8 protein-coding genes and 1 tRNA gene are annotated in these 15,574 nt (G+C 65.1%); 6 read left to right on the forward strand and 3 right to left on the reverse strand.

The window, feature by feature from the left end:
* The first annotated feature begins 164 nt into the window (after positions 1 to 164).
* Positions 165 to 329 (forward strand): hypothetical protein, encoded by a 165-nt coding sequence (locus tag L4X63_RS18340; protein ID WP_250680102.1) that lies wholly within the window; start codon positions 165 to 167, stop codon positions 327 to 329.
* A 220-nt stretch (positions 330 to 549) separates the two neighbouring features.
* Here the strand turns inward: L4X63_RS18340 and L4X63_RS18345 are convergent, their stop codons facing one another.
* The 3 genes from L4X63_RS18345 to L4X63_RS23740 all read right to left on the reverse strand — a co-directional run bounded on the left by L4X63_RS18345 (position 550) and on the right by L4X63_RS23740 (position 8,328).
* Positions 550 to 924: a response regulator gene (locus L4X63_RS18345; RefSeq protein WP_250680103.1), complete on the reverse strand. Its 375-nt coding sequence runs from the start codon at positions 922 to 924 to the stop codon at positions 550 to 552.
* A complete protein-coding gene (locus tag L4X63_RS18350) occupies positions 917 to 2,107 on the reverse strand; it encodes a sensor histidine kinase (RefSeq protein ID WP_250680104.1) in 1,191 nt (396 codons plus the stop codon). The genes L4X63_RS18345 and L4X63_RS18350 overlap by 8 nt, the downstream gene beginning before the upstream one ends.
* Before the next feature lie 119 nt (positions 2,108 to 2,226).
* On the reverse strand, positions 2,227 to 8,328 hold the full coding sequence (locus tag L4X63_RS23740) for a DUF7933 domain-containing protein (protein WP_284694699.1): 6,102 nt from the start codon (positions 8,326 to 8,328) through the stop codon (positions 2,227 to 2,229).
* A 417-nt stretch (positions 8,329 to 8,745) separates the two neighbouring features.
* Here L4X63_RS23740 and L4X63_RS18365 point away from each other — a divergent pair.
* The 5 genes from L4X63_RS18365 (at position 8,746) to L4X63_RS18385 (ending at position 15,554) form a co-directional block, all read left to right on the forward strand.
* Positions 8,746 to 8,843: transfer RNA gene (locus tag L4X63_RS18365), tRNA-Sec, on the forward strand.
* A gap of 568 nt (positions 8,844 to 9,411) precedes the next feature.
* The gene (locus tag L4X63_RS18370) at positions 9,412 to 10,305 is read left to right on the forward strand and encodes a cytochrome C (RefSeq protein WP_250680105.1); all 894 of its coding nucleotides are present in this window, start codon (positions 9,412 to 9,414) and stop codon (positions 10,303 to 10,305) included.
* Positions 10,306 to 10,435: 130 nt separating this feature from the next.
* A complete protein-coding gene (locus tag L4X63_RS18375; RefSeq protein ID WP_250680106.1) occupies positions 10,436 to 12,088 on the forward strand; it encodes a cytochrome c3 family protein in 1,653 nt (550 codons plus the stop codon).
* A 30-nt stretch (positions 12,089 to 12,118) separates the two neighbouring features.
* On the forward strand, positions 12,119 to 14,902 hold the full coding sequence (locus tag L4X63_RS18380) for a cytochrome C (RefSeq protein WP_250680107.1): 2,784 nt from the start codon (positions 12,119 to 12,121) through the stop codon (positions 14,900 to 14,902).
* 106 nt (positions 14,903 to 15,008) lie between these two features.
* Entirely contained in the window at positions 15,009 to 15,554 is a 546-nt protein-coding gene (locus tag L4X63_RS18385) for a tetratricopeptide repeat protein (RefSeq protein WP_250680108.1), read from the forward strand.
* Positions 15,555 to 15,574 lie beyond the last annotated feature (20 nt).

Genomic DNA, 15,574 nt, shown 5'->3' on the forward strand with positions numbered 1-15,574 from the left:
GAGGATCTGGAACTCTCCGGATCCTCTCAGTACTGAAGCCGGAATGAGTTTGCCCCGGGATGTAAGCTACCGGTCACACCCCTGATTGCATCGCCCGCCCCCTCAGACTCTACACTTCCAGTATCTGCCGCCATCGCGTACCAGTTGCATATCCGGGGGTGAGTATGACTATCGTGCTGGGATTGTGGAAACTTTTGAGGGGAATAGGTCTCTACTCCTTTATTGCCGTCATCGTCGCCTTCGTCCTGCTGATCTCCTTCGTGACCCGCCCCTTCGCCGGCGACGGCCTCACCGGCCGCCCCCACCATCGCCTCCCCGGCCAGGCATAACCGCCAAACCTGAGCCAACCGATTCCCCCCTCATCCGGCTCCCGGCTACCCCCGGCTTCAAATTCTACTTCAACACGGCTCCCGGCTACCCCCCGGCTTCAACCTGCTCTACTTCAACACCATGGCCCGCATTGCCCACGCAAAAAGGGCCCGTCCCGTGGGGGATAGGCCCTTCCATCTGCGCACAATCAGCCCCATCCTGGCGGCGGGCTGAAGCTGGTTACTTTCGCGCCAGCACCTCCGTCACTCTCCGGCGCAGGCCGGGAACGTCCCCTTTGCTGATGTAGCCGTGGACTCCGTGGATGGCGACCAGGTCTCTCAGCATCGCCTCGTCGTTGGAGGAGTAGAAGAAGATCGGAATCTCCCGCTCGACGCAGAAGGGTTTCAGGTGGTTGACCAGGTTGTTCCCGGACAGGGCCGGCATATTGATGTCCAGAAGGACCAGGTCCGGGTTGCAGCTCCTCACGAAGTTGGTGGCGCCGAAGGCCCCCTGGTAGGTTTCCACTTCCAGGTCCTCCGCTTCCAAAAGTGCCTTGGCGGTGTAAAGGTGCATCTGCTCGTCGTCTATTACCAGCACTTTCTTTCTCTTACTCACTGAAACTCTCCTTGGTGTCGGTTAGCGGCAGGGACAGCGTGAAGGTGGTTCCTTCCCCGTACCTGCTGGTTAGTTTGATCGATCCCCCCAACAGCCTGGCCAGCTGGTTGCTGATGGCCAGCCCGAGGCCGGTCCCCTCCCGAGTCTTGGTGGTCGCGTCCTCGATCTGCCCGAAGGCGCTGAAGAGAAGCGACAGGTCTTCGTCCTTGATGCCGATGCCGGTGTCGGCCACCGTTACCCGGAGCTCGTCTTCGGCAACCTCCGCGGCGAGGGATATCTCTCCCCGGTCGGTGAATTTTGCGGCGTTGCCTGCCAGGTTCAGGAGGATCTGGCGAAGCTTCATTCCGTCGGTGACCACCATCAGCCCGTCCGGCGCCGCGAGGCGCACCTCCACCGGCTTCTCTCCCACCAAAAGACGCGCGGTCTCGGCCACCTCCTCCAGCAGCGGCCCGATCTCTACCTCCTTGTGCGATACTTCCATCTTCCCCGCCTCCATCTTGGAAAGATCGAGGATGTTGGTGATCACCGTCCTCAGGTGGGACGCGGTCGACATCAGGAAGGTGAGCCGCTCGCTGATCTGCTCGACCGATCCGGCGTCGGCGGCCATCTTCATGAGGTGGGTGAGGGCGACGATGGCGTTGATCGGCGAGCGGAGCTCGTGGGTGACGTTGGCGAGGAAGTGGGCCTTGACCTGGTTGACCCTTTCCAGCTCGCGGCTGCGCGCCGTGGCGACCTCCTGGATCAGGACACTCCTGGTGAGGGCGAGGTTTTGCTGGATGATCAGCTCTCTCAGCGGCAAAAGCCCCAGGAACGAGCCGTCCGAGGCGGCCACCACGATCTCGTCGTAGACGTCGGCGGGGGCCCGGCCGCAGGCCTTTTCGACCACGGAATCGAGGAGCTCCCCCTCGTCCACCATGAGGGGAGAGCGGTCGGCCAGCGTGATGATGGGGGCCTTGGCGTGGAGCTCGTATCCGAAGCGTTTGGAAAGGGTGAAGAGGAGCTTGGTCCTGGTGATGAGGGCCAGCGGACGGCCGCCGTCCACGACCCCGAGCGCCTCGAGGCTTGGGTCGGCGCGGAAGAGATCGTAGACGCCGGTGACGGTGGTGCCGGGCTCCACCTGGCGGCCGGAGAGGGCGAGCTGGCCGACGGTGAGCAACTGTTCCTGGGCGAGGGGTTCGTGCATGCGGGTATCCTGTCGGGCGTGATGTTGCTGCGGATGCTCAGCATCTGCGCCCATACAGGATCACCCTGCGACATTACAGTCTCTTGCCCCCCTTGTTACAGTTGGGCAAAAAAACGTAGCTACCTGATCTGCACTTTGTAGTTGACGGAGAAGGAGGCGCCGGAGGGGTTCATGGTACCGGTCATCGGGATCTTCCAGTTGGTGACCTTGGCGTCGTATCCCGCATTGGCGCCGCCCGCTCCCGAGGTGGGGGTATAGCTCCAGGTGGAGCCGTTGTCGGAGGAGTACGCCGGGGCCCCCATGGTAAGCCCTGAGGGGGTGGTGCCGTCGTTGAACTGGAACGGGACGCCGGTTCCGTAGCTGTTGAGGCCGAACGCCGTGTAGGGGCTCACCGTGTCGGTGACCACCACCGTGGTGGCGTAGCCCCCGCTCGGGTTGGTGACGGTGCCGGTGTAGGTGATGACGTCCCCCGGTTTGCCGGCGGTCGGATTGGCCGTCTTGACCACCGAGAGGACCGGCGTGCCGGTGACCACCATGCCCGCCGGGGCGGCGGAAGCGCTCCCCGCGTTGGTGGTGGAGATGGCGACCGGGCCGCTGCTGTTCTGGTAGCTCCCGGTGGCGGTGGCGGCCACGTTGACGTTGACCGTGCAGGTGGCGCCCCCCGAAAGCGTCACTCCCGACAATACCAGCGAGGTCCCGTTGGCGGCGGCGGTGACCGACCCGGCCGAGCAGTTGCAGATGGTCGAGGTCGCGGAGCAGGTGGTGGTGGCGGAGGAGAAGTTGTAGAGATTTCCCGGGTAGCTGTCGGTGAAGGCCAGCCCGGCGATCGGGATGGAGTTCGGGTTGACGAGGGTGAAGGTCAGCACGGTAGCGCTGTTCACGAGCGTCATGGCCGGGGCGAACTGCACCGTCGCGGTAGGGGGCTGCAGGACGTTCAGGGTCCCCGAGGCGCTCTTGCTCCCGGCATTGGTGGTGGTGACGGTGAGGGAGTTCAGGAAGCTCCCGGCGTTGGGGCTGTTGACGTTGAGGGTGATGGTGCAGGTGCTCTTGGCGGCGATGGTCCCCCCGGAGAGGGAAACCGAGAGGTTGTCGGCGGCTACCGTGGCGGTGGCGCCGCAGGCGGCCCCGGTGGAGATGCTGGAGGGGGAGGAGGCCTGCATCCCGCTCGGGAAGCTGTCCGTGAAGCTCACCCCGGTCAGGGAGATGCTCGAGTTCGGGTTGTAGATCGAGATGGTCAGTTGCGAGTTGAGCCCCTGTCCCACCTGGCTCGGCGAGAAAGACTTGGTGACGGTCGGGGCGGCCACGGCGGCCACCACGAGCTGTCCGCTGGCTGCCGCGGCGGTGGCGGCATTCGAGCTGGTGATGGTGCTGGTGGTGTTGGTGTAGGTGCCGATGGTGGAGGCGGTGACCGGCACCGAGACGTAGCAGCTTCCGCCCGCGGGGATGGTGCCGCCGGAGAGCGAGATTCCCTTGTTGGTGTTGATGACCCCCGTGGAGCCGCCGCAGTCGCTGGTGATCACCCCGTTCACCGTCATCTGCGCCGGGGAGGTCGGGAAGGTGTCGGTGAAGGCAACCCCGTTGATCGAGATGGTGTTGGCGCTCGGGTTGGTGAGCGTGATGGTGAGGGTGGCGCTCCCGCCGGTCTCGATCTGGGTGGGGGAGAAGCTCTTCACCACGGTGGGCGCGGCCTGCTGGGTGGCGGTCAGCGTGGCGCTCGCGGTGGTGCCGGTGAGGGCGACCGGGCCGGTGCCGGTGGGGGCCCCGGTGGTGTTGGTATAACTCGCGTTGGTGGTCACCGTCTGGGTGATGGTGCAGGTTCCTCCCGCCACGATGGTCCCGGTGTTGAAGCCGATGGCGGTGCCCGCGTTGGCGCCGCCGGTCAGGGTGGCGCTCCCCGCGCCGCTGCAAGCGACGCTTCCCGTGCCGCTGTTGACCAGCCCGCCGCTGTAGCTGTCGGAGATGCTCACCCCGGTGATGCTCCCGGGATTGGCCGCCGGGTTGGTCACCGTAATGGTCATGGTCGAGGTACCCCCGGCCGGGATGCTGCTCGGGGAGAAGGTCTTGGCGACGGTCGGGGGCGCGTAGACGTTGACCGTGTCGGTCGCCCCCACCGTGTTGCTCCCCGCCGTCGTCTGGAGGTCGCCCACCGCGACGGTGTCGTTCCCCGATCCCGCCACGGAGCTCACGATGTTGACGACGATGGTGCAGCCGCCGGCCGGAATGGTGCCCCCGCTCGCCATGGTGAAGCTGGTGGCGCCGGAGGTGGCGGTGATCCCGCCGCAGGTGCCGGTGCTCCCCGCGGTGCCTATGGTCATTCCGGCGGGGAGGGTGTCGGTAAAGGCGCTCGTCAGGGTGATCGGCCCGGCGTTGGTGTTGCCGAGGGTGAGGGTCAGGGTGGTGGAGGCCCCGGTCGCCAGGTTGGTGGCGGCGAAATCCTCGGTCACCGTCGGTGCAATGGGATTGACCGTCAGGGTGGCCGATGCCCCGGGTCCCGTCAGGGCGACCGGTCCGGTGGCGGTGGGGGCACCGGTGGTGTTGGCGTAGGTGGCGGTCGCCGAGAGGCTCTGGGTGATGGTGCAGGTCCCTCCGGGGACGATGGTGCCCGCGGTGAAGCCGACCGAGTTGCCGCCGCTCCCCCCGCCGGAGAGGGTAGCGCTCCCCCCGCCGCTGCACGCGACGCTTCCCGCCGCCGTGTTGGTGAGCCCCCCGACGTAGCTGTCGGAAAGCGCCACCCCGGTGATATTGCCGGGATTGGCCAGCGGGTTGGTGACGGTGATGGTCATGGTCGAGCTCCCGCCGAAGGAGACGCTGGTGGGAGAGAACGCCTTGGTGACGGTGGGTGGGGCGTACACGGCCAGGGAAGCGCTCACCGCAGTCTGGTTATTCCCCATCGAGGTCTGCAGGGCCCCCGCCGCGATGGTATCGACCGCCGTTCCCGCCGTCGAACTGGTGACGGTGACCACGATGGTGCACCCGCCGACCGGGATGGAGGTCCCGTTGGCCATGGCGATGCTTCCCGCCCCGGCGGTCGCGGTGACCCCGGTGCAGGTCCCGGTGTTACCGGCGGTGGCGACGGTCATGCCGGTTGGGAAGGTGTCGGTAAAGGCGCTGGTGAGGGTGATCGGGATCCCGTTGGTGTTCCCGATGGTGAGCGTCATGCTGGTGGTCCCCCCGGAGGCCAGGCTGGTGGTGCCGAACACCTTGGCGATGGTGGGGGGCTGGGGTCCGTTGAGGGTGGCGGTGGCTGCCACCGTGTTGGAGCCGGAGTTGGTGGTGGTCAACGCTCCCGCCGCGATGGTGTTCGCGTAGGTGTTCGAGGAGGTGATGGTGGTGTTGACCGTGATGGTGCAGCTCGAGTTAGCCGGGATGACCCCGGAGGCGAGCTTGAGGCTCGTACCGTTATTGGCGGCGGTCAGCGTGCCGCTGCAACCGGTCCCGGTGATGACGGCGCCCGCCGAGGTGGTGTTTTGCAGCCCGGTCGGGTAGCTGTCGGTGAAGGCCGCCCCGGTGATGGCGACCGTGTTGGGATTGGTCAGCACCACGCTCATCACTGAGGTCGATCCCACGTTGATGGAGTTGGGGGAAAACGACTTGGTCACCGCCGGGGGAGCCATCGCGACGAGCGTACCCGAGGCCGAGTTCCCGGTCCCCGCGTTGGTGGTGGTGACCGCCCCGGTGGCGTTCGTGTAGCTCCCGGCGGTAGGACTCGTGGTGGTCACGGTAACGGTGCAGGAGCCGCTGGCGGGGATGGTCGCCCCCGCGAGGGAGAGGGTGCCGCTGGTGGCGCCGTTGGTGGAGCCGGAGATACCGCCGGTGCAGGTGGTCGCATCGTTGAGCGCCGCGGTGTTGAAGAGACCGGCCGGGTAGCTGTCGTTGAATGCGGCCCCCGTGATGGCGGTCGCATTCGGGTTGGTGAGGGTCACCGTCATCGCCGAGGTCCCTCCCGGGAGGATGGTTCCCGGGGAGGCGAAGGCCTTGGTGACGGTCGGGGGATTGAGGACCAGGAGGTTGACGGTGGTTCCCGCCGCGACGCTGGTGGTGTTGGTGGTGGTCACCGCCGGGGTGCGGTTCGCGTAGGTCCCGGCGGTGGCCGCGGAGACGCTGGCGGAGAAGGTGCAGGTGGTATTGGCGGGGATGGTCCCGCCGGTCAGCGCCAGCGAGGTCCCCCCCGCGTTGGCGGTGAGGGTGCCGCTGCACCCGCTCCCGGTGATGGTGGGGGAGGGGGTGGCGGTGTTGAGGAGGTTGGCCGGGTAGTTGTCGGTAAAGGCCACCCCCGTGATGGGGACCGCGTCCGGGTTGGTGACGGCGATGTTGACCGAGGCCGGGAGGTTGACCCCCACCTGGTTGGGGGTGAAGGTCTTGACCACCGTCGGCGGGCTCATGACGGTGAAGGTTGCCGTCGCCGCCGCGGTGTTGCTCGGCAGCGTGGTGGCCGTGGTGGCGAGGGCTCCGGCAGCGATGGTGTTCGTGTAGGTGGCGCCGGCGGTGGCTCCCTTGACGGTGACGGACGCCGTACAGCTCCCGTTGGCCGGTATCGTGTTGCCGGTCCCGGTCAGCCTGAAGGTGCTCCCCCCGCCGGTGGCCGAGACGGTTCCCCCGCAGGTGGTGGAGGCGGCCGGGGTGGTCGCATTGGTGAGGCCGGTCGGGAAGGTGTCGGTGAAGGTGACCCCGGTGGCCGGGATGTTGTTCGGATTGGACAGGGTCACCGTCATCACCGAGGTCGTGGCGGTGGCGGTGACCGTGGAGGGGGAGAACGCCTTGGTGACCGTCAGCGGAGAATACGAGTTGATGGTGGCGGTGACGTTGTCGTTCCCCGAGTAATAATCGGTGATCGCCCCCGGAATGGTGAGGCTTGCCGTGTTGGAAAAGGAGTTCCCGATCGGCACCGAGTTGACGGTGGCGTTGACCCGGAAGGCGACCGATCCCCCCTTGGTGAGGTTGACCGTGGTGTTTATGCTGCCGCTACCCGAGGATGCGCCGCAGGCGGTGGCGCCCCCTGTCGAGGATCCGGCGGTCACCACCGAACAGGTCCACGCCCCCGGAGTCACGTTGGAGGGGAATATATCGGTGACCCCGACCGCGGAAGCGTAAATGTCGTTGGGGCCGTTGTTGGTGGCGGTCAACAGATACTGGAACGACGAATTGAGGTTCGCGTTGGTTATCTGGGTGGAGGTGCCGCTGCTCACCGGGACCTTGGTGATCCCGAGGTCGATGGAGGTGCTTTGCCCGAGCGAGGTGATCAGGAGGTTTCGCACGTCGTGGTAGTTGTTGGCCCCCCCGGTACTGGCGCCGAAGCCGACCCTCAGGGTCTGGGAGGGGGAGATGGTGGGGAGCGACTGGTTGCTCACCACCTGCACCGGGATGGTGTTGTAGCCGAACTGCACCCAGGCGTTCAGGACCGGGTTGGGGGCCGGCGATATCTGGATCATCACCTTGCGGTACCCGGTGCCGGTCTGGCTCGGACGCGAGGAGACCCCACCGGTATAGAGCCCGCCGTAGCCGGTGGTGGAGGATGAGGTGGCGACCCAGGGATACGACGAGGCGTCCAGCGTGGAGCCGACCGCTCCGTTGCCGAAGCCTACCACCGAGCCGCGGACGGTGATGGTATTGGCGTCGAGGTTCGAGGAGTTGGTGTTCCACCCCATGAAGCGCCCCTCGGTGCAGGCCGCGTAGTTGCCGTACTCGTCGATACCGATGCCGACGTAGCCGCCGCTCACCCCGGGGACGGCCGGCGAGACGCTGGTGCCGCCGTTGCAGATCGGGTTGTTGGCCATCTTCTGCGCGTAGCCGAGCGAGCCCCCGAAGGCGCCGATGTTGAAGGTGGGGACGTTGGAGTCGAAGAGAAAGACGCTCGTGCCGTCGGCACCGCTTCCCCCCCAGGCCGCGTAGTCGAACTGGATGAGGACCCCGGCGGAGAGGTCGAAGGAGGTCGTGTTGTAGGCGAAACCGGTCTGGTTGCCGTTGGTGTTGGTGAGTCTCAGCCACCCCTGTCCCACCGGGTCGTAGGTGGGGGACGCCCCTCCGGTGCCGGTCAGGTAGGCCGAGGCGGGATTTCCCCCAAGGACCCACCCCGACGCGTTGGTATCGGTCATGGGGGCGTTGATGATGATATAGGCGTGGAGGGTGCCGGGGATGAGCAGCAACAGCAAGAAGGCGAGCGACACCGCGCTCCAGGCCGCACGGGCGGCACGGGCGGCACGGCGGCGGATTACTGCGGTCAAGTTATCTGTCTTGGTCAGGAGCACGGGAGGGTCTCCGCGGGGCCGGTACACACGGTAGGGATATCGCTAAGTGATTAAACTTTGGGCCAAAAAATTGCCGCCAATCATATAGGATCTCACAGGCATATTCAACGATGAATTAGCTTTGGTTGAAAATTTCGATAGAAGCCGGTCTGGGGGAATTGTCCTGGCTGGGTGAAAAATAGGGAAGGTTGGGGCATTTCACCCACCGTGGGGCTGCGGGAGGGAGTGGGGGAGTTGCCCCACCCCGGGAGTGGCTGCCGTCGGCCGCAGGAGCCAACCGGCGGTAATTCAGCCGGTTGCCGCCGGCCGGGCGCCGTATTCTCCGCCGGGAGCGGGGGAGGGCGCCGGTTTGGCAAGCATCGTGCACATGAGACGATAAACCGCCGCTATTACGGAAGCACCTTCATCGCTGGTGGGTGGCCCGGTCTTCAAAACCGGTGAGGGGGATGAGAAATCTCCCTGGTGGGTTCGATTCCCATGTGCTTCCGCCAAACTCGTCAAGGCCCCTGAACTCTTCAGGGGCCTTTGCCGTTTCTAGGAGCGGCGGGGCTGCGTCCACCCCGGTCCACCCCGGTCCACCCCGGTCCACCCCGGTCCACCCCGGTCCACCCCGGTCCACCCCGGTCCACCCCGGTCCACCCCGGTCCACCCCGGTCCACCCCGGTCCACCCCGGTCCACCCCGGTCCACCCCGGTCCACCCCGGTCCACCCCGGTCCACCCCGGTCCACCCCGGTCCGCGGAATTTCCCCCAACCATTTCCCCCACTGCCGGGTCAGATCACCCTCATGTGTTTCTAATTCATTTGAAATTACTACTTTTCCGCCGGTGTCACCTCCAACAATATCAGTCACTTGCCGCGATGAGCTCTCGAACTCGCGCTGGCCCGGTTATTGCTCTGTGTACGTGGACTTGAATCTGATAATGAAAGGAGGTGAAGGTTGCAGCCGCATCAAGAGTCCCGCAGCAAACCCCCATCCGCCTGGAGGTTGAGGAGGTTGGGGAGCAGCAACCATCCAGCTACCCGAGTAGCTGCGAATACTACAAAGGAGAATGACACCATGAAGAAAATCTTGGCAATTGCGGTAGTCGCTGGACTCTCCGCCGCTGGAACCGCTTTCGGCGGTCTTCCGGCCGGCACGGGGGTCAACGGCTCCCTGCACGACATGACGGTGGTGGTTGGGCCCCAGGCTGACTCGATGGCTCGAGTCTGCGTCTTCTGCCACACCCCGCACCACGCCCAGTCCTCGGACGGGGGCTACAACCTCCCGCTTTGGAACCACGACATCCCGGACGTCACCACCTACACCCCCTACGCCTGGGCAACCCCGCTCAACTCCAACAACGGCGAGTTCACCATCACCGACCCGCTGGCCGGCCCGAGCCGTCTCTGCATGAGCTGCCATGACGGCGCCGTCGCCGTCGACGAGCACAACTCTGCCTTCGGCAAAAACGCCAGCCAGGCCACCACCTCGATCGCCAACGTGACGACCTACACCAACCAGCAGGGGCGCGGCGCCCTCGGCAAGGACCTCACCCAGACCCACCCGATCGGGTTCGACTACGTGGAGATCGCCGCCTGGCGTAACTCCAACTCCCAGAACGGTGCCCTCGACTCCAACCACAACCCGACCGGCGACACCGAAATCGTCTCGGCCGACAAAGGGTACGCCCTTTCCATCACCGTGGAAAACACCACCCAGGGCAAGTACAACTACGTGCAGCGTAACGTGGGCGGCAAGCGCATCGTGGACAACCTCTACGGCGCCAACATCATGACCTGCGCCACCTGCCACGAGGTCCACAACAAAGAGAACGCCACCCAGGACAACTTCACCGACGGTCCGAAGAACCTCACCGTCAGCGGCACCACCTACCCGATGGCGGCCCCGAACTACTTCCTGTACGCGAAGCAGAGCGAGTCGCTCATCTGCCTCTCCTGCCACGTCAAGTAGGCAGGCCGGCCGGCGCGGGCCGGCTGGGAACGTTGCCTGAAGGGCAACTTTGATGCGATGTGAATTTCATTTTTTAAAGGGGACTTACGACATGAGAAAAGGACTGGCTACATTGGTCTGTTTATCTCTGGTGTCGGCGATATGGGCGTGGGTAGCCACGGCCTACACGACGTACTGGGTAGAGACCAAAACAACCACAGCCGGTGGCTCCATCACCGTGGCGAACGCGCCGAGCCTCGCCGGTGTCGGTGCCATCCGCTTTACCAGTTTCACCACCGCCAATGCGGTTCCGGTGACGGTAACGCCGGCTTCCGGCTACAAAATTTCCTCGGTCACGGTTGACAACGTCACCCAGACCGTACCGGCCTCCGGCTCCTTCACCTACACCGGCCTGCAGACTCCGAACCACACGGTGAAGATCTTTGCCGGCTTCGTGGGCGCCAACGCCACCAACGCCGCCACCAAGACCTGGCAGCTCCAGATCCAAAACGGCAGTGCCGGCGGCACCATCTCCGCCGCAGGGCACTCCGTCGGCTCTTACGGCATGAAGATGTACAACTACTCCGACACCACCCCGATTCCGGTCACCGTCGCTCCGGCCGCCGGGTACTACGTGTCGAGCGTGTACGTGAACAGCGTGCTGCAGACCGGCTTCCCGGTCACCGGCGGGTCCTACACGGTCCAGCCGTCGGCCGCCGGCAAGGTGTTCAACGTCACCGCCAACTACAAACCGGTCGTCTACACCGTGACCACCAATGCCGCCTCCGCCGCCAACGGCATCCTTCCGGTTAACCCGAAGGTCGCCTACGGCAAGGACGTCAAGCTGGTGGTTGCCCCCCTGGCTCCCTACAACTCGGTCTCCGCCATCTCCCTCTCCGGTACCTACGGCGCGGTGACCATGGTCGACGCCCAGGGGAACACCACCGCTCCCTGGAAAGGGTCGGTCGTGGTGACCATCTCCAACGTGACCGGGAACCTGAGCCTCGGCTACACCCCGGGCACCGACAACACCGGCCAGATGCAGGGCTGCACCAGCACCTGCCACCTGACCGCCTCGGCCGCAGTCCAAGCGACCGCCACCGACTGGGCCCTCTCCGGCCACAAGGCCAAGGCCGTCGATTGCGTGACCTGCCACAGCACCATGCCGGGTCCGGTCGTCAAGGCCTCGGTCGACGCCGCGAGCTTCAAGGTAACCGGCGCCAGCGCCGGCACCGTCGGGAGCATCTACTGCGCCCGCTGTCACGCCCAGACCGTAGCAACCGTCCAGGCCTCGCTCCACTACACCATGCCCTCCCAGCCGCTGGTCTGCACCGACTGCCACGACGCCAGCCACAATCCGAAGGGTAACCGCACCGCCTGCCAGGGTTGCCACACCTACGTGGACAACCACACCGCCCAGACCATGGGGACCAAGGCCTGCGTGGAGTGCCACGACAAGCACAATCCCAAAACCGTGACCGCCACCCTCGGGACCCCGAGCGCCCACCCCGCGGTCACCCTCTACACCTTCGAGGAAGTTGGCTACCAGATGAACAACGGCCAGCCCGTCCCCGTCCAGGTCGACGCCAACGGCAAAGGTCTGCCGTACTCCCCGAAAATGACCTGCGGTACCTCCGGGTGCCACGTCAAAAACGGGGTGGATTACACCTACGACAAGATTTCCGACCATGCCTTCCACTCCGGGCAGGGGCGCAGCGAGTACCAGGACAGCGCAACCGGGAAGTTCGACGCCACCAAGAACAAGCCATGGCTACAGTCAACAGCCATGGTCGGCAAGTGGTGAAGCCCCTCGCTTCGCCAGTTGGCGAACTTCATGAATCAGACCCCCGGCTCCAGCTCCATCTCCGCACTGAACTACGTTAACAACCTGAGCAACTTCGTTTCCGGCAGCAGCAACATCGTAACCCCCGGCACCACCCCGAACACCGGCAGCCAGTTCACCATGGTCGACGCTTCGGCCTGGGATCTCTCCACCACCTGCGGCAGCTGCCACCCCGGCGGCGGCTTCGTCGAGAAAGACAGAAACGGCAAACGCTTCAGCATGATGAACCCGGCGATCGACGGCTACACCCCCTACACCATGACCGTCTTCGACCAGTACGACCCGAACACCGGCATGCCCAACCATCAGCTTATGGGCGCCCCCTGGTCCTACCCGATGTACAACGGCCAGACCCCGGTCATCACCCCGGGCGGCTGGGGACAGGCCAACGCCGACGGCAGCCCGTTCATCATCACCATGCCCGACGGCAGCCAGATGCCGATCTTCCAGGGCCAGGTCATGATGCCCAACGTCAAGGAGATGGACTGCCTCATGTGCCACCTCCAGGGCTACAGCAACATGAAATCCTCCATCATGGCCTACTCCGGCGCACACAACGTCACCCCCTCCTTCGGCTCGGGGCTGATGAACATGTTCACCCAGGCCTACGACTTCACCACCGGCATGATCGCCAAGGACGCCAACGGTGTCGTCTCCCTCACCCCGGCCTTCTTCTCCAAGATGAAAGCCCAGCCCGACAGCCAGAACTGCCGCAACTGCCACATGCCTTCCGGCCTGAAAGACCTGCCGGACATGTTCAACGACTTCCTGTCGTCGGCACCGATGCAGTACGTCAACCAGTTCACCCAGTCCTTCACCGGCCTCTCCATGCCGGCCTACGACTTCGGTGCCGTCTTCGGTTCCAGCCCCGACTGGACGCTGGGGATGGGGAGCTTCCAGACCTCTCCGGTGGTCTTCATGACCCAGACCGGCATGGGGAGCACCCTTCCCGGTTACTCTCCGGGCATTCCGGCCGGCTGGCCGAGCGCCATGGGGAGGACCCCGTACAACCAGGCCGCCTTCGACAACTTCTCGGCCTCCAACCCCGGCATGAAGCAGTACTTCGTCGGCGGTGGCAACCCGGCAGGGATTGGGCTTGGCCCGATCTTCTACCAGGCCTTCACCCCGCAGGGTAACTACGACCAGAACTCGCTCAAGAAGAGCGTGGTCCCCTTCCCGAGGGCCGAGTGGTTCAAGCGCGGCGACATGTGGGCTCCGGGCTACGACGTCCACTTGAACCTCGAGTGCTCGGGCTGCCACATGAACACCAACACCACCAAGACCGACGTGTTCACCAACCCGACCAGCGCCACCAACGCGTCCACCATCTTCGACGGCAAGAGCCTGTGCGACCCCGGCAAGGGGTACGACAGCGCGGCCGGCGTCGAGGGTAACGCCGCCAAGCGGGCGACCGTCAACAGCCAGAACACCGTCAAGCGGTGCGAAAACTGCCACGTCACCGGCCGCAACGCCGACGGCATCGCCATCGACACCTACGGCGCTCCCAACCCGAACGCCGCTCACCAGGCCGCCGGGCTCCTCAAGAACGTCACCCAGGCCCTCAAGACCACCGACGGCACCAACGAGGTCGCCTTCACCGGCAGCCACCTCGACGTCCTCGATTGCACCGTCTGCCATCTGGCCCGCAAGCAGATGGTGGTCCGCGAGCTCGACGCCACTTCCGGCAACCGCTACCCCAATATGCTCGGCTTCGACACCTCCCGCGGCATGATGGGCATGTTCTCCGACCCGATGGGGATGGGCGCTCCGGTTGGCAACAACCTCACCGAGTGGCAGCCCCTGTACACCTGGCAGAAAAACGGCAACTACTGGAAGACCAAGGACGACCACAGCATCAACGCCGATTGGCGCCGCAAGGTCTACGCGGTCAACATCATCACCGCCGGTATCTGGAACAACACCGATCCCACCGTCGACGCCAACGGCGACGGTGTGGCAGGCGCGCCCCCCATCCACCACGCAGGCGACTACCCGGGGACCGTCACCGCCAACTACGATCCCTGGATCGCCCGCGACATGAAGGCCGGCATCAACTACGGGCCTTCCGGTTTCGCCCCGATCCCGGTCGGCTTCGGCAACGGTGCCTACCAGGCCGCCTACGACAACACCGGCGCCTTCACCGGTGCCTGGACCTACGTCGGCGTCTACGGCGGCAACATCCTCTTCTCCACTCCGGAGGAGATCACCAACTACAAGGCCTACCGCGAGCAGATCAAAGGCGCGGTCGACAACAAGTCCTGGGCCGGTACCCAGCTCGCCTTCATCGGCGGGCCGTACAAAGTGACCCACGGCATCCGCCCGGTCGGCACCTTCGTTCTCGGCAAGAGCTGCACCGACTGCCACTCCGCCACTCCGAAGGCGCAGCTCTTCTCCGGCGACTTCGACATGCTCGGCACCGCCATCAAGGCTACCGCGGGCGGCCAGTTCATGAACAGCCCGGCCGAGCAGTGGAAAGTCGTCGGCAAGGCCGCCGACATCGAGACCGGCGCGGAACTCTCCACCAAGGCCGGTGGCGCTCTCGAAATCAAGTTCGACGAGCTTGGCAACTGGGATCCCGCCACCAAAACCTTCACCCCCGCGGCTGACGGGGCTTACAAGAGCGTGAAACCCCTCGACCGGTCGGAAGCCATGTACCCGATCGAAGGGGCCTTCACCGACGTTCTCGGCAGAACCTACGCCAACCGCGCTGCCTGGATCCAGTACCTCACCAACCCGACCGCCATCTCCGGCGCTGCCAGCCAGCTGGCTCCCTGACGGTGAGAAGTAGTTTGCAGCTGTAATGACATGTGCCCGGTGGCTTCCCGCCACCGGGCACCTCTTCAGGGGCTAGCCCCAAAGGATTGCTATGCAGAGACGTGCGATGTTGAAGAGGATGGTGGTGGCCGGGGCGCTCTGCGTCGCGGCCATGGCGGCCGGGGAGCCGGCCCGCGCCTTCGACGGGATCGAGATCGCCCAGGTGAAACAGCGCGCCGAAAAGGGGGACGCCGCGGCCCAGTCGAAACTGGGGGTGCTCTACTCGACGGGAGTGGGAATGAGGATGGACAAGAAGGAAGCGGTGAAGTGGTATCGAAAGGCTGCCGACCAGGGGTACCCGGTCGGGGAGTGGAACCTGGCCTTCATGTACGTGAGGGGGGAAGGGGTGGAGGCCGATCTGGTCAAGGCCCGGGAGCTCTTCACCAGGGCCGCCGAGACGGGCTTCGCCAACGCCCAGTACGACCTCGGGGTCATGTTCCTCGACGGACTGGGGGGAACGCAGGACCGGGACGAGGCGAAGAAATGGTTTTCCAGGGCCGCCGGGCAGGGGTACCGGGATGCCAAGAAGATGCTCGAGGAGCTCAACGCGCCCCTCACGGTGGCACAACAGAAGCAACCAACGACGGCCATAAGCACCCCCAAAGGGGAGTGACGACATACGCATGAAATTAT

The sequence above is a fragment of the Geomonas sp. Red32 genome, assembly GCF_023652955.1.
GTDB lineage: Bacteria > Desulfobacterota > Desulfuromonadia > Geobacterales > Geobacteraceae > Geomonas.